This window comes from Desulfuromusa kysingii, from assembly GCF_900107645.1.
GTDB lineage: Bacteria > Desulfobacterota > Desulfuromonadia > Desulfuromonadales > Geopsychrobacteraceae > Desulfuromusa > Desulfuromusa kysingii.
This window is the reverse complement of sequence record NZ_FNQN01000002.1, coordinates 87,988-103,868: the sequence shown is the minus strand read 5'-3', so window position 1 is coordinate 103,868 and position 15,881 is coordinate 87,988. Positions and strand designations below refer to the sequence as shown.

At 47.4% G+C, this 15,881-nt stretch carries 14 protein-coding genes; 1 reads left to right on the top strand and 13 read right to left on the bottom strand.

What is annotated here, in order from left to right:
- Position 1 precedes the first annotated feature (1 nt).
- A complete protein-coding gene (gene cimA, locus BLU87_RS03600; protein WP_092344822.1) occupies positions 2-1,570 on the top strand; it encodes a citramalate synthase in 1,569 nt (522 codons plus the stop codon).
- A 626-nt stretch (positions 1,571-2,196) separates the two neighbouring features.
- Here cimA and BLU87_RS03590 read toward each other — a convergent pair.
- The 13 genes from BLU87_RS03590 to dprA form a co-directional block, all read right to left on the bottom strand.
- A complete protein-coding gene (locus BLU87_RS03590; RefSeq protein ID WP_092344818.1) occupies positions 2,197-2,799 on the bottom strand; it encodes a hypothetical protein in 603 nt (200 codons plus the stop codon).
- A 93-nt stretch (positions 2,800-2,892) separates the two neighbouring features.
- Positions 2,893-4,818, bottom strand: a complete 1,926-nt coding sequence (locus BLU87_RS03585; RefSeq protein ID WP_092344816.1) for a sodium/solute symporter — start codon at positions 4,816-4,818, stop codon at positions 2,893-2,895.
- 12 nt (positions 4,819-4,830) lie between these two features.
- On the bottom strand, positions 4,831-5,097 hold the full coding sequence (locus BLU87_RS03580; RefSeq protein ID WP_092344814.1) for a DUF485 domain-containing protein: 267 nt from the start codon (positions 5,095-5,097) through the stop codon (positions 4,831-4,833).
- A gap of 391 nt (positions 5,098-5,488) precedes the next feature.
- Positions 5,489-6,406 carry an EF-P lysine aminoacylase EpmA gene (gene epmA / locus BLU87_RS03575; protein ID WP_281242490.1) on the bottom strand — a complete coding sequence of 306 codons (918 nt, stop codon included), beginning with the start codon at positions 6,404-6,406 and terminating at the stop codon, positions 5,489-5,491.
- On the bottom strand, positions 6,403-6,966 hold the full coding sequence (efp, locus tag BLU87_RS03570; protein WP_092344812.1) for an elongation factor P: 564 nt from the start codon (positions 6,964-6,966) through the stop codon (positions 6,403-6,405). The genes epmA and efp overlap by 4 nt, the downstream gene beginning before the upstream one ends.
- A gap of 208 nt (positions 6,967-7,174) precedes the next feature.
- Positions 7,175-8,476 carry a hypothetical protein gene (locus BLU87_RS03565; protein ID WP_092344811.1) on the bottom strand — a complete coding sequence of 434 codons (1,302 nt, stop codon included), beginning with the start codon at positions 8,474-8,476 and terminating at the stop codon, positions 7,175-7,177.
- Positions 8,469-9,113, bottom strand: a complete 645-nt coding sequence (locus BLU87_RS03560) for an HAD-IA family hydrolase (RefSeq protein ID WP_092344809.1) — start codon at positions 9,111-9,113, stop codon at positions 8,469-8,471. The genes BLU87_RS03565 and BLU87_RS03560 overlap by 8 nt, the downstream gene beginning before the upstream one ends.
- A gap of 1 nt (position 9,114) precedes the next feature.
- The gene (locus BLU87_RS03555) at positions 9,115-9,813 is read right to left on the bottom strand and encodes a YggS family pyridoxal phosphate-dependent enzyme (RefSeq protein WP_092344807.1); all 699 of its coding nucleotides are present in this window, start codon (positions 9,811-9,813) and stop codon (positions 9,115-9,117) included.
- A gap of 19 nt (positions 9,814-9,832) precedes the next feature.
- Entirely contained in the window at positions 9,833-10,420 is a 588-nt protein-coding gene (locus BLU87_RS03550; RefSeq protein ID WP_092344805.1) for a Maf family protein, read from the bottom strand.
- Entirely contained in the window at positions 10,420-11,748 is a 1,329-nt protein-coding gene (gene trmFO / locus BLU87_RS03545) for a methylenetetrahydrofolate--tRNA-(uracil(54)-C(5))-methyltransferase (FADH(2)-oxidizing) TrmFO (RefSeq protein WP_175498274.1), read from the bottom strand. Before trmFO ends, BLU87_RS03550 begins: the two co-directional genes overlap by 1 nt.
- Positions 11,749-11,819: 71 nt before the next feature.
- A complete protein-coding gene (gene topA / locus BLU87_RS03540; protein ID WP_092344801.1) occupies positions 11,820-14,171 on the bottom strand; it encodes a type I DNA topoisomerase in 2,352 nt (783 codons plus the stop codon).
- 87 nt (positions 14,172-14,258) lie between these two features.
- The gene (locus BLU87_RS03535; RefSeq protein ID WP_175498254.1) at positions 14,259-14,738 is read right to left on the bottom strand and encodes a DUF494 family protein; all 480 of its coding nucleotides are present in this window, start codon (positions 14,736-14,738) and stop codon (positions 14,259-14,261) included.
- A 26-nt stretch (positions 14,739-14,764) separates the two neighbouring features.
- A complete protein-coding gene (dprA, locus tag BLU87_RS03530) occupies positions 14,765-15,853 on the bottom strand; it encodes a DNA-processing protein DprA (protein ID WP_092344797.1) in 1,089 nt (362 codons plus the stop codon).
- Positions 15,854-15,881: the final 28 nt, after the last annotated feature.

The window sequence follows — 15,881 nt, the reverse complement described above, 5'->3', positions numbered from 1 at the left end:
AATGGGTAATATTTTATTGTACGACACCACATTAAGGGATGGGACTCAGGCTGAAGATATTTCCTTTCAGGTTGAAGATAAGGTACGGATTGCCAAGCGGCTTGATGAGTTGGGGATTGACTATATTGAAGGGGGATGGCCAGGATCTAATCCTAAAGACATTACTTTTTTTCAGGCTATCAAGAAAGAAACCCTGACCACGAGTAAGATTGCCGCTTTTGGCTCTACGAGACGCGCCCGAATAACCCCTGCGGAAGACAACAATATTCAGATGTTGATTGAGGCCGCGCCGGATACTGTCACCATTTTTGGGAAAACATGGGACTTTCATGTGCGTGAGGCCTTGCGGATCTCCTTAGAGGAAAATCTGGAGTTGATAAATGATTCTCTCGTTTATCTGAAGGAGCGGGTGGGTGAGGTTATCTATGACGCAGAGCATTTCTTCGATGGTTATAAATCTAATCCAGAATATGCTTTGCAGAGTTTACAAGCTGCAGCTGCCGCTGATGTTGACTGTATTGTCCTTTGTGACACAAATGGTGGCACCTTACCGCATGAATTTCCGGTTATTATGGCCGCGGTCCAAAAAGCCATTTCAACTCCCCTCGGGATTCATGCCCACAATGACAATGGTTGTGCGATTGCAAATTCACTTATGGCGGTTCATCTTGGGGCGACGCATGTCCAGGGAACTCTGAATGGTTTTGGGGAACGATGTGGCAATGCCGACCTTTGTTCAATCATTCCAGCATTAAACTTGAAAATGGGGAAAGAGTGTCTGGGAGCGGGGAGACTCGCAACCTTGCGCAGCGCTTCACGCTATATTTACGAATTGGCCAACCTCACCCCGAATAAACATCAGCCCTATGTCGGCAACTCTGCTTTTGCACATAAAGGTGGGGTTCATGTCTCGGCAATTGAACGCCACCCTGAAACCTATGAGCATATTCGTCCAGAGGCTGTCGGTAATCGGACCCGGATTTTGATTTCTGATCTGTCTGGACGAGCAAATATTCTTGCTAAGGCGGAAGAGTGTGGCATCGAACTCGACAGTAAGGACCCCGTCACCTTGGAAATTCTTGAAGATATTAAAGATATGGAGAATCAAGGGTTCCAGTTTGAGGGCGCAGAAGCATCCTTTGAATTGTTGATGCTTAAATCGATGGGGAAACTCAAACAATATTTTTCCGTGACCGCTTTTCGGGTCATAGATACTCTGCGTGAGAGCGATAAGGCTCCGGTTTCGGAGGCAACCATCCGGGTGAAGGTTGGTGGTAAAGTTGAACATACTGCTGCCGATGGTAATGGTCCGGTTAATGCTCTTGATTTTGCTATGCGTAAAGCCTTAGTTAATTTCTATCCGCAGATCGCAGATGTGAAATTGCTTGATTATAAAGTACGGGTCCTCCCCGCAAATCAAGGGACCGATTCTGTTATCAGGGTGCTGGTTGAATCTGGAGATCATGACCAGCGTTGGGGAACAGTGGGGGTGAGCACAAATGTTATAGACGCCTCTTATCAAGCCCTTGCCGATGCTTTGATCTATAAGCTTTATAAAGATAATCATTGAAAACGTAGATATTGAGATTTAATCTGCATATCGTCATATATATGACGATATGCAGATACCCGCCACCTTATTGACAATCCAAGAACAATCCCATTATCTGGGCCTTAATGATGTTCTTCCCTCTACAGGAAGAGTATTTATTTCATCTTAATGAATCTTATCGTCAATATAGTGGCGACCATGACTTCTCAATTTTTCCTGCCGGTACGAACTCTCTTTTTTCTGTAGTGTATTAACGTCTGTAACCTCCTGAAAATTAATATAAAATAGTCGATTAATTCGGGATGGCAGTTGTTTTTTTAACATCTGGCATAACTTATGTATCTCATTTTAATCGAGACGATAAATTAAGGTAGTTTTCTTCAAATTCTTTGCTCTGGGGGTATCAGATGAAATGTCCAAAGTGTAAGGGAAGAATGTATACGGAAAAGTATTATGATTTTGTCCGGGAGTTCGATGCTTGGAAGTGTAGCACCTGTGGTGAGGTCATTGATGCAGTCATTTTAGCCAATCGGGCTCGTCATAAACATACAAGGGTCGGATAGCATATTGACTTCATCGTCAACAATTTAAAATACAACATTCTAGGCCGGAGATTACTCTTCGGCCTTTTTATTAGCAAAATATCAAGACGTGGTTTTGCTACTCAAATAGACTTTTATTAATCCAATAATGGCTATTGTCATGAAGAATATTCCCCGCCAGATAGCAGGTTTTTTCCCTTCACTGATAAAAATGGTGTTTTCAGACTGCGGAATGTCCATGTGTTGAAGCAGTTGACTTAGCTTTTTCCGGTTCGAATCGGCCACCAAATTCGCGACAGTCATTCCGGTGATCTCCCTTTGGGCGGAAAAAAATTGCTGGTTCTCCTGGAAAAAATGCTGTTGTTGTGCTTTGGTCTCCAGTAAAAAATAATATGTATTCAGGATATCGACGATTTGCGGATCCCGGGTTTCAAACCAGATATTGATGTGTTGGTCATCCTGTGACTGTTTTAATGGCACCAGATAGGAGCCAACCTCCATTGTTCCCGACATGTTGATCGCCTGGGTGAGATCCTGATAACCGTCATGGACTGTGAGCCATTCACGGGGAGCACCAGTCGACTCCAGATCTGTAATGGATATATCCGTCGGGTTGGGGTTCCGTAATAACAAGTTGAGGTCGGCAAAGCCAAGCCAAGCGAGGATCAGGCAGATTGCAATGATGGTGGCGCGAAATCGTTTCATGGATTTATCCTGTGCTTTTTGATCTTTTATCGAACTGAGCCGCTCGGAAGCGGCTCAGTTGTGAAAGCCATTTAAATATAATCTAACTAGCCTTTAGGCTACCTCAGTCCCGTGGCCGATAATCACATCTTTTTGAGTCATCATCGAGACAATGACCAGAGCTAAAAATGAGAGAGGAATGGATATCAGAGCCGGACTGTTGAACTGTACAGGCGCTTCAGAAGGGAGGTTGCCATAGCGAACCCACATGTCTGGAGAGACCAAAATAAGGCCAAGGGAACTGGTGAGGCCAATAAAGATTGAAGCGGCTATGCCTTTGGCTGTGGTTCTCTTCCAGAAGAGGAGCATTAAGATTGCCGGCAAGTTTGCTGAAGCAGCGACAGCGAAAGCCCAACCAACTAAAAATGAAACGTTCATCCCTTCGAAAACAATCCCTAAGTAGATTGCGATACAGCCAATGATGACAGCGGAAATCTTACCCGCGCGGACCTTACCATGATCAGACATTTTCATGCCAAGAAAGTTGTCCATCAGGTCATGTGCAATAGCACCTGAGGCGGCGACAATCAGCCCAGAAACCGTACCAAGGACTGTTGCAAAGGCGAGTGAAGAGATGACCGAGAACATGACAAATCCGAAAGAGAGAGCAAGCAACGGAGCCGACATGTTGTTATCGGTGATATTGATAACGCCACTTGTCATGGCCCCCATTCCCATGAAAAGGGTTAAGACATAAAAGAAACCAATGGCAGCGATAGCGACAATTGTTGACTTACGGGCGGCCGCCTGACTTGGAACGGTATAGTAGCGAATCAGGATGTGAGGGAGTGCTGCTGTGCCACAAAATAATGCCAGCATCAGGGAGATAAAGTTGAACCTTTGTACTCCGGTAGCGTTGTCGACCTTAAACTTAAGCCCAGGACGCAGAATTCGCGCTCCGGGTGTTGGTTTCTGGTAGTAGACTGTTGTGGTCTCATCGCCAACTTTGATATATTTTTTCCCCCAGAGGACGATGGTTGAATCTTTAATTGCAGACAGGAAGGCCAATGGGCCAACCGCTCCTGTTGCTGCGACTTCTTCCCCATTTATCTGCAGCTCTTTAATGTGTCCGATAGGAAAAAATTTACCCTCTTCAGCCGTGGCGCCATTAAAAAGTTTCGTTCCGTCAGCCATTTTTGTCACGAAAAGCGTTTCTTCCAACGTGTAACCGGTGCCGGATTCAGCTATTTTCCATATTGATTCGAGACCATCTTTGGTGAGTTTGACAAATCCCTGTTTGCCAAATTCAGAATTTGTCCCCGCAATGACACTATAACCAGCTTCTTTAATCACCATGGAACTATCTGCGTGCAGAATTTTAAAGTCGTGGTAAGAGGTTCCATTATTGTCCGCTGGGGTTGTTGAAAGGCCACGGAACAGGACTAAACCGACAAGCACCGTTGACATAATTAACAACATGCCGCCTTTAAAAAATTGGACATAGGTCGTAGATGCCATCCCGGCTGTTGCGACAATCAGAGTTACAACAACGCCGACGATACATACGCCGACCCAGTGTGGTAAACCGAGGAGTGGTTGAACCAAAACGCCTGCCCCAACCATTTGCGGGATGAGATAGAAGACCGAAACCAGCAACGTTGAGATCGCTGCCATGAGCTGGATTGACTTTGAATTGAACTTTGAATCGAGGGCATCGGTGAAGGTGTATTTTCCGAGTCGTTTCATCGGTTCAGCAACCAGGAATAGGGCGACAATCCAGCCAGCAAGGTAGCCGATGGAATACATCCAACCATCATAACCTGCCGTCGCGATCATGCCGCAGATCCCTAAAAATGAAGCTGCTGAGAGGTAGTCTCCAGCAAAAGCAATACCGTTGGTTGCCCAATGGATGTTGCCACCAGCGGCATAATATCCTTCTGCAGAGCTGGCGCGCCGAGAGAGGTAGAAGGATAACCCTAAAACAAAAAGGACGAAAAAGATGAATAGGCCGATAGCCAGGGGGGATTGTGTATAAATCATATCAGCAGCCTCCTAGCTGTTTAATTGTTGTTCTGCTTTGGTGCAGAGACGGTTGTAGACGAGCGCCATTATCAGGGCGAGGATAATTAATCCAAAGCCCCATATTACGGCTGCGGTCTGCCCAAAAATGCTTGCTTCCATCACTTTGGGATTCATTGCGTTCAATAACACAAAAGCGCCGTAAACCAGAGTATAGACAACAAACATTTTAACTCCGAGTTTGGTCTTGTAGCCTGAAGCTTCATCTTTGCCGAGCTTGACGGCAGGACCATGTCCCATAGGTAACCTCCTTTTGATAGCGCAAGGCAAATCGGCCTCACAAATTTAAAATAGAAATAGGTTTTGCTATAAAATATTTTATAATTACCCATTATATGATTGAAATTACACGATATAATTTATGTTTAACTGATAATAAATGAGCTATCTTGGTTGCCAACGGCATGGTTATAATACGTTGTTTTAAAATGAAGTCAATAGGAGTTTTTTGGCTGATAATCGGTTCTATTGATTATCGTTATCTTTAAAATTCACTGAAGAGAGTTGAGAGAACAAGTATTTACGAAAGGCTGTAATAATTTTTATGTTGGAAGGTTTACAAAAAAAATAATCAAAAAATATCATTTCTATGAATCATTATCAGTCGATGTGGCGAGCTTGCGGAGTGACTTTAGAGTTGTTCAGGGGAGAAACTGACGACGTCGTCAATATTGTTTTTATCACAGAGGAGCATTATCAAACGGTCAATACCAAGCGCAATCCCTGCTGAAGGTGGCAGGGTCGCTAGTTCCTTGATGAAAGGTTCTGGGGTTGGGTAGGGGGTTTTTCCGAGTTTGCGGCGTTGCATCTCTTCCATGGTGAAGCGTTGCTGCTGTTCTACAGGGTCAGTGAGCTCAGAAAAGGCGTTGGCAAGTTCTAATCCCCCAATGTACAATTCAAACCGCTCGGCAACGGCCGGTGACGATATTTTTTTTCTTGCTAACGACGCGTGTTCGACGGGATATTCAAAGAGAAAGAGAGGGCGGTCTTTGGGGAGATTTGGCTCTATTTCAAAGGCCATGACCGAATCGAATTCATCTGTTGCCAGAGCTGTTGCCAATGGCATGGAGCTGAATTGTAAAAAAGCATCAGCCACGGTCAGACGTGGCCAGGGGGGAGTCAGATCAATCGTTTGCCCCTGGCGAAAAATTCTGTGATCTGGTTTCAGTTCGGTTAGCAGCGCTTCACAGTCAGCCATCAATTGTCGATAGTCGCAGTGGCTCCGGTACCACTCCAGCATGCTGTATTCGGGTAAATGGGTGTTGCTCCTTTCCCCAGCACGCCAACAATGACAGATCTGAAAGAGCCGCTCAAATCCGGCAGCTAAAAGACGTTTCATGCAGAGTTCAGGAGACGTTTGTAGAAACCAGTCGGCGGCAGGGACTGCGTCAATATTCAACTCTGGAGCGTTCGCAGGGATACGGTGCGGGGTCTCAACCTCGAGAAAATCATGGCGAATAAAGAAGGCCCGAATCTGTTGAATGATCCGGGCCCGATTTTCCAGGGTGTGTCGTTTGCGAGCAATTTGCCAGTTAGGCTCTATCATCATTCTTTGACGCGAGTGACGTAGTTCCCTGTGCGGGTATCGATTTGAATCAGAGTGCCTTCTTCGACAAAAGAGGGGACTTGTAAGGTGTAACCTGTTTCAACTGTTGCTGGCTTGTTATTGCCGGCTGCAGTGTCCCCCTTAACCCAAGGATCGGATTGGGTGACCCGCAGGTTGACAAAGTTTGGTAGGCTGATGCCGATTGCCCGTTCACCATACATCAGGATTTCTACATCCATATTGTCAATCAGGAAATATTTATCATCGCCGAGAGTGTCTTCTGTAAGAAACACTTGTTCGTAGTTTTTTTTATCCATAAAAACATGCCCGCTGTCATCCTGATAGAGATATTGCATGTCGCGCTCTTCCAGGCTGGCAGGCTCAAAGGTTTCTCCGCTACGGTAGGTTCGATCGAATAATGCCCCCGTGATCATGTTGCGGAGTTTGCATTTATATAGGGATTGACCTTTTCCCGGCTTAGTGAAGTCATACTGGACGATGACATGTGGTTCTCCATCAATCAGCAGTTTAAGCCCTTTTTTTAGATCAGAACAGCTGTACATATTGAACTCCTTATCGTGGCACCTGTTTTTAAATTTTAAAGGCGGCATTTAACCATAATTCGACAACGTTTGTCATCGTAAAAGCCAATTTTGGCGCCCCGTCCCGATTTTTCAGCCAAAGAAAAGCGCTATTTTAGCCTTCAATGATAGGGGCACCACTGGATGGTTTTATTCTAGAGTCAAAGGATGCTGAAAAGCACCCTTATGCTTAAAGTGGAGCCGCATGACGGATGCTTGCGGGTTGGTGTCGGCGTTGGAAGTAGAGATAACCTGATTCCACCAACTCTGATAGTAACAGTAAGGCAATCCCTATGGCGATGCCGGAGATCGGCGGTTTCCAGGTGACAAGCGGCCACCAGAGGAGGAGCAATAGGGAACTTTTCAATAGCGTTGAATTACCCAGTTGTTTGGTTTGGTCTGCTCCTGCGAACCAACCTCGCAGAAGGTTGGTTAAACCGTAAAACAGTGGGAAAATAGCACAGGCCGCGAGAGACCACCGCAAGTAATTCCGCAAGTCAGTCTCAACGCCAAGGAGTCGTCCTAAGATAACTTGATTCAAGGGGCCGGCAGTTAATAGGACCAAAAGCCCCAAAACGGCAGCAAAAGTGAGACTGAACCAGATCAAGGCGCGGTTGTCATCCATCGTCTTTACCAAGGTTAAATATGCCTGTTGCAGGTTGCGCATTGGCCCCGCCAGAAGGAACAGGAAGCCTCGGATCACCCCGAAAGCAGCAAGGGCCAGGGCACCATCCTGAAGGCGTCCAATAATTGCACTGATAATCAATGGAATGGTTTGTTGCAGACACGAAGAGTAAGCCAGGGGGAATGAGTAACGTAACACTTCAGCGGTGGTTTTTTCTGTCTGTCCCTGCTGAAATGGAAGATGAGTTTTCCATGCAAGCCATGAGATAACCAACGTTTCTGTCACAACGCAACTCACAAGAGCAACGGCCCCCAGTTGTGCACCAGAAAAAAATCTGCCTCCAATGGAAAGAAAAGCGAATAGGCCTGCGACCCTGACACCGGTGGCGAAAGAGATCAGAGTGGTCTTCCGTGCTCGGATAATTAACCCCTGGCAAAAGCCACGGATACCTGTGAAATAAGGGAGAAAGGCCAAAATATAAAGGGCTTTTTTTGCTTCTGCGGCAATCAGTGGAGGGGTGCCAAGAAGCTGAATCAAGACCAGATCGCCCAAAGGAGTAAAGGCAATCAATGAAAGGAAGACCGCGACATAGGTCGCAATCAGACCGATAAAAATCAACACGCTGATCATTGATTTTCGTCCCCGAACCATGGTCATGGTGATGGTGTGGTTCTGGTACGAGGGGGAACCCACAAACAGGTGGACCACCAGCGCAACCGACATGCCTGCTAAAGCGGTTACGTAATCATCGAGGCGGGCAAGAGCACCGTTGATAATGGTATGGGAGACGCTCATAAGCTGGACATTAAGGACCAGTGGGAAAAAGAAAAAAGCGATCTCTCTGGTTGTCAAACCCTTTTCAGTCAAGATGAGATCCAGGAAAAAGTGGCAACAGGTCGGTGGCTTGTGCCGCATAAAAATCAGTCGTCAAACCATCGGTATTTCCCATGCCGTAGGCACAAAAGCACGTGGCCGTTCCGGCATCCCGGCCGGCACGAATGTCGGTATGATGATCGCCGATCATAACCGTTTGTTGCGGGTCTGCTGACAGTGCCTCCAGAGCTTTGAGCACTGGCAACGAATGTGGCTTCTTGTGCGCAAAACTGTCGCCGCCGATAATGACTTTGAAATGGCGGGTCAACTTCAATCCCTCTAACAATTTCATCGATAATTGATAAGGCTTGTTCGTGACGATCCCCATTTTATTTGCGGGATGATGATTTAACAGATCCTGAATTCCTGGGTAACAGATGGTGTTATCAAGGAGGTGCTGGTCGTAGAGTTGCATAAACCTGTCAAGGTGGGCTGGTTGGTAGAACTCTTCTCCAATCGCTCGTTTGACCAAGACACTGGCACCATCGCCGACCATCTGGGCAACCTGATTTTCAGTTAATGGGGGGCGGTCCAATTCTCCACGAAGGAGATTGAGGGAAAGGGCGAGATCGGGAACTGAATCGACCAGGGTACCATCGAGGTCAAAGAGAAGGTAGTTGATTGTCTTCATTTTAAGCCTTTTTTTCCCGAGCACCAAAGATTGCTGTGCCCACCCTGACGAATGTTGCCCCTTCTTCCACGGCGACTTCAAAATCGCCACTCATCCCCATGGAAAGTTCATCCATATTGACATCAGGTATCTGCAGGCGATTAATCTGTTCAGCGAGTTGTTTCAGCTGTTTGAAAAATGGGCGCACTTGCTCCGGGTTATCACAGTGGGGTGGGAGACACATCAGCCCTTTGATTCTAAGATTTTGAAGGGGGGCTACTGAGCGCACCAGATTCTCCAGTGCTTCTGGAGAACATCCAGCTTTGCTTGACTCATCACCGATATTAACCTGTAAAAAAACATCCACAGTTGTCTCTGTTTTCCCCCATTGACGGTCAATCTCCTCGGCCAGAGAGAGGCGATCAACGGAGTGGATGGTGGTGACTTTGCCCCGCAAATACTTAACTTTGTTACTTTGTAAGCTGCCAATAAAATGCCATTCAACTGGAGCGGTGACCAGAGGCTGCTTGTCACGAAACTCTTGAACGTAGCTCTCACCAAATATTTTTTGTCCAGACTCGAATGCGTCAGTGACCATTTCTGCCGGTTTTATCTTGGAAACAGCAACCAGCTTAACGTCATCGGGGTTACGGCCAGAATTTAGACAGGCATTATTAATGCGGGTGTGAATTTTTTGAATATTATTGGCAATATTATTCATCAGTATGACTCCAAAAGTGTTATATCAATAGCGATATTCCCAGCTCTTTCATCGCCAAAGTCAGCCTGCAGAGAGGCAGCCCAACGACATTAGTATAGCTCCCTTCAATCTTGGAAACAAAGCAGATTCCCAATCCTTGGATGGCGTAAGCTCCCGCTTTGTCGGCCGGTTCACCTGTGGCAATGTAAGCGTTGATTTCCTGGTCTGTCAAATGGCGGAACCAGACTCTGGTACTGACCGCTTCGCTACGTTGTTTGCCTGTTTGGCGGTCGATGACTGCGTAGCCGGAGAGCACTTGATGTTCCCGTCCTGAGAGCTGTTTTAATATTGTAGCCGCCTGGGTTTCATCCTCAGGTTTACCAAGAATCTGGGTATCACAAAGGACAATCGTGTCACTGCCGATAAACCAGCGGCCCGATATGTTCTTACGATTAGCCACCTCATTTGCCTTATCGAGACTTAGACGGACAACATGCTCTTCGGGCGTTTCTCCTGGGAGGATATGCTCCTCAGCCCGACTCGGAATCACCTGAAACTTGAGGCCGATCTGTTGCAGTAATTCCCGTCTACGTGGTGAGGCCGATGCCAGAACCAGCTGTTCTTCCATCAGCGCTCCTCCCGTCTGGAAGCGACATTTTCCCACCACTGTGGCAATGCAGCAAGAGCTCGTTCAGCCATAGCCAAGCGGCGGTCAGCGCGTTTCATCTTGCGACCTTCCAGGGGAGGGAAGAGGCCGTAATTAATATTCATCGGCTGGAATTCGCTTGAGTCGGCGGCAGAAAGATGGCCTAAAAGCGCGCCAAAGGCTGTTTCTGCAGGGGGTGAAGGTAATCTCTCTCCACGCAGATGATATGCGGCAAAAAGTCCCGCTAAAAATCCACAAGCGGCAGATTCAACATAGCCTTCAACGCCGCTTAATTGACCTGCTGCATAGATATGTGGTGCTGCGCGAAATTGCAGGGAATCTGTCAGACAGGCTGGAGCATTGATGAAGGTATTCCGGTGCATACTTCCAAGTCGAGCAAAGCGTACCTGCTCCAGGCCAGGAATGGAGCGGAATATCCTTTTTTGCTCAGGATAGGTCAAACGGGTTTGAAATCCAACCAGATTAAACAGTGTCGCATGGCGATTGTCCTGTCGTAATTGCAGGACGGCATAGGGAATCTTTCCGCTTTTAGGGTCGGGCAAACCGACAGGTTTCATGGGGCCGAATGAGAGCGTTTGTGCTCCGCGACTCGCCATCTCTTCGATCGGCATGCAACCTTCAAAGTGGATCAGCTTTTCAAACTCGCGTCCGGCGACCTTGTCCGCATCTACAAGTTCCTGGACAAAGTTGAAATACTGCTCTTCATTTAACGGGCAGTTGATATAATCGTCTCCACCTTTGTCGTAGCGGGAAGCCCGCCAAGCAATATTGAAGTCGATGGAATCAGCTTCGACCACCGGGGCAATAGCGTCATAAAAATAGAGATGCTCACTGCCGGTTAACTTTTCCAGCTCTGAAGAGAGTGTTGGTGAGGTCAGCGGCCCGCTGGCGAGGATCGTGACCCCGGTCTCAGGAAGAGATGTCACCTCTTCGCGGATAAGTTGAATATTCGGGTTGGCAGCAATTTTGGCGCTGATATAGGCGGAGAATTCAGCGCGATCGACCGCGAGCGCTCCCCCAGCAGGAACTGCCGTGGCATCTGCTGCTTCAATGAACAGAGAACCGCTGCGGCGAAGCTCTTCTTTGAGGCAGCCGACAGCGTTATTCATCCCAGCGCCCCGGAGACTGTTCGAACAGACCAGTTCTGCGAGGTCTTCACTTTTGTGGGCGGGAGAATACTGTAAAGGTTTCATCTCGTAGAGTTTGACCTGGAAGCCTTCTTGGGTCGCCTGCCAAGCAGCTTCACATCCTGCCAGCCCTGCTCCGATAATAGTAATATCCATCGTTATTCCTCTTAAACGCAAACCGGCCGAACCTTCTATGGCTCGACCGGTAATGATTATACGCTGTTCTTAACCGTTTATGTTGTTTTTTTAGCGGTTTTTTTAACCGCGGCCTTTTTCTTTGCTGCTGGCTTTTTGGGAGCCGGTGCTTTCTTTACGGGGGGAATCAGAACCTTTTCCCAGTCGCAATTTTCTTGTGGACAACGTTGAACTGTCCCCCAGCGTTTGGTGGTTTTAATCTCTGTTAACGGCCAGTTACATTTAGGACAAGGCTCCTCTTTGGGTGGATTCCAAAGGGCATATTTACATTTTGGATAACGGTTACAGGAATAGAATATCTTGCCATAACGACTTTTTTTCTCCATCATCTCCCCTTCACCACATTCCGGACAGGTGATGCCAAGGGATTTGGGCTTTTCCAGAGGTTGGATGTTTTTGCACTTCGGGTAGCCGCTGCAAGCGAGAAATTTTCCGTAACGTCCCGTCTTGATGAGCATCGGTGAGCCACATTTGTCGCACTTCTCGTCCGATACGACCGGCTCCTCAACTTCCTTTCCATCACTGTTCAGCGGTTCTGTATGCCGACAGTCGGGAAACCCTGAACAGGCAAGAAATCGTCCTGCACGGCCAAGTTTGATCACTAACTCTTTGCCACATTCAGGGCAGATCTTATCGGTCTTTTCGGTTGTAACATCTTCTTTGCTGACTTCCTGATCTTTACGGTGGAGCAGCGCGATAAAGGGGTCCCAGAACTTTTTAATCAGTGGAATCCAGGCGAGTTCACCACGTGAAATAGCATCCAACTCCTCTTCCAACCCGGCGGTAAAATCATAATCTACATATTGACTGAAATGCTCGGTCAAAAGTTTTGTGACGACTCTCCCTGTGTCTTCCGGGAAAAATGTCCGTTTTTCCAGGCGTACATATTTTCGGGTGACCAGAGTATTCATAATGCTGGCGTAGGTGGATGGCCGGCCAATGCCGTACTCTTCCAGAGTCTTAACTAGGCTGGCTTCGGTAAAGCGGGGTGGAGGCTGAGTGAAATGTTGTTCCGGGATCACTTGTTCATTGTTGAGTTTATCACCCTTGTCGAGTGGTGGTAACAAACCCTCTTGGTTTTCATCATCACCGTTATCTGTCCCCTCGATATAGAGGGCCATAAAACCAGGGAAGCGGATGGTTTGTCCGGTGGCTCTAAACGTGTACCTTTCACCTGCGGAGATGTCAACTCGGGTGGCATCAAAAATAGCCTGGGCCATTTGTGATGCTACAGTCCGTTTCCAGATTAATTCATAAAGACGTTGTTGGTCCGAACTTAAGTAGTTTTTAAGCTGAGCCGGGGTTCTGGCAACTGAAGTTGGGCGTACGGCCTCATGAGCCTCCTGAGCATTCTTGCTTTTATTTTTGAATATCCGTGGTTTATCGAGCGCATAGCTTTCATCGTAGAGCTGACAAATCACTTCTCTTGCCTCACTTGTAGCCATGGTCGATAGGGCGACAGAATCGGTACGCATGTAGGTGATCAAGCCATGGGTTCCGTCTTCGACCTGAATACCTTCATACAATTTCTGCGCGACACTCATGGTTTTACGTGCTGAGAAGCCAAGTTTACGGCTGGCTTCCTGCTGCAGAGTACTGGTCGTAAAGGGGGGAGCTGGATTACGTTTGCGGGCTTTCTTTTCGAGTGAGGTGACTTGATATTGGACATTTTCCAGCTCAGCGAGAATATCATCTGCCTGTTGCTGATTGCTAATGGCAAATTTAGTTAAATTCTTACCATCACAAGTGTTCAGTTTAGCGGTGAACTGGTTTTTGTTGAGAGTCGCTAAGAGTGCTTCAATGCTCCAGTACTCACGCGGTTTAAAGGCGTCAATCTCATCTTCACGTTCACACACCAGGCGTAATGCAACCGATTGTACCCGTCCTGCCGATAGGCCATAACGAATTTTTTTCCAGAGAAATGGTGACAGGTTGAAGCCGACCAAATAATCAAGCACTGAACGTGCTTGTTGGGCATCGACCATGTCCCGAGCAATTGATCGCGGATGAGCCATGGCCTCATCAATAGCGGTTTGAGTAATTTCGTTGAAAGTTACCCGTTTTACTGCTGGTTTTTTTGCTTGTTCATCAATACCCAGTGCTTCCAGCAAATGCCAGGCAATGGCTTCTCCTTCGCGGTCAAGGTCAGTTGCGAGGATTAATGCGTCACTTTTGGCAACCTCTTTTTTTAACAGGCTGATATGTTTTTCACTGTCAGCAAGGATTTGGTAATTCGGTTTAAAATTGTTGGCCGTATCAACTGAACCCTGCTTGCTGGGGAGTGCACGAACGTGCCCATAAGATGCTAGAACTTTATAGCCTTTGCCAAGAAACTTTTCGATGGTTTTTGCTTTTGCCGGTGACTCGACAATAACCAGTGATTGTGCCATCTGTTACCTCTATGAGCCTCTGTCCCATTAGTCCAGGACGGGTCTCTGTAAAAAGGCTGTGCATACAAACAGCGCAACCCGTATGTCTTATTGATAGATGCGACCCCAGTCATTTTCAAGGAGGCAATCGATTTCTCGTAACCAGAGACTGCTTGAAGCTGAGAGGAGGTTGAGGATCGTAATCAGCTTGATCTCCTGCTCGCTGACAGGATCGTCTCCTGAACGTAACGCCCGATCAATGATCTCTTCCTGAGCTTCATCGGTGAGGAGTCCCATGGTGCGTACTTTGATTAAGAACCCCCTGGCTTCAGTCGTGAGTTTCTGTTGTTCGTGGCTGTCAAAAACCCGATAGGTGGGTTGATTCATCAATGGAGTGTTTGCGGTTGAATCTGTTTGAGGTTGCAGTGCAATTGTTTCCATCCAGGAGAAAGCATCATTAATCTCATCAGCTTCAAAGCCGACAGCGATCAGATCTGCCATCAATTCCTGCTCACTTATCGGGCTATCTTCCGCTCCCAGAACATATTGGGCGATCAGATTGACAATCGCCAAAACTCGCTCACGCAAGGAACCTCTCCCACGGTGGTTTAGGTTTATATTTGCTCACGGATATAGTTATTTCCCGGAAGTGTTTTGATCCCGCCCCGCAGCTCTAGGTCGAGTAAAATAGCGGAAAGCTCCATGGGAGTCAAGCCGCATTCACGTGCTATCTCGTCGCTGTGTTTGGGTTCATGGCCCAATTTTTGATAAACGTTACGTGCCACTTCTTCAAGTTGCAGGGAAAAATCTTCATAGACCCTTTGTTGTTTTTGTGACGGCAAGTCAGGCCACAGTGCCTGAAGGATGTCCGCCGCTTCAGTAACAAGTTGAGCTCCCTCTTTCAAGAGTTGATTGGTCCCTTTGCTGTTGCGATGTTGCAATGATCCTGGCACGGCAAAGAGCTCTCGCCCTTGTTCCAAGGCAAAATCACCGGTAATCAACGACCCACTTTTAGCCGCCGCTTCAATTATCAAAACCCCTCGACTCAGACCGCTGATGATGCGATTGCGACCAGGAAAATGACCCGGCAGTGGAGGGGTTTCGGGGGGGTATTCCGTAATGATGGCATTCGCTTGTTCAATCCGGTGAAATAGATGACTGTTTTCCGGGGGATAGACCCGGTCAATACCGCATCCCAGGACTGCTATCGTGGAACCATTTGCATCGAGAGCCCCTTTGTGTGCGGCACTATCAACACCACGGGCTAGGCCACTGACAATGCAGATATTGTGATGAGCCAAGGCTGTCGCCAGTTCTCTGCTCAAGGTCAAGCCGCCAGGTGTCGCCCGTCTTGAGCCTACGATTGCGAAGCATTCATTGTCAGGTAATGTTCCCCGAAGATAAAGAAGGGCCGGTGGATCGTGAATTTCACGGAGGAGAGGCGGATAATCAGAATCCCAAAAACTAAGCAGACGAACCTTTAGTGACTCCAGTTTATGACGGATGGTTGCAAATTTCGGATCGGTAACTGTAGGAATTTTATTGCAAAACTTGGCACTCAGCCCAGCTTCCTGCCAATATTGCGGTGGTGCTTGCAGCGGGGTGAGAAAATCACCGAAGTATTGATGCAGTTTAAACAGGGCGCTCCGCCCAATCCCGGGTGTCAGGTGTAACCTTAACAGAGCAACTTGCTCATCGTTCATTTTATCCCCCCCCTTTTTTTTAATAGTA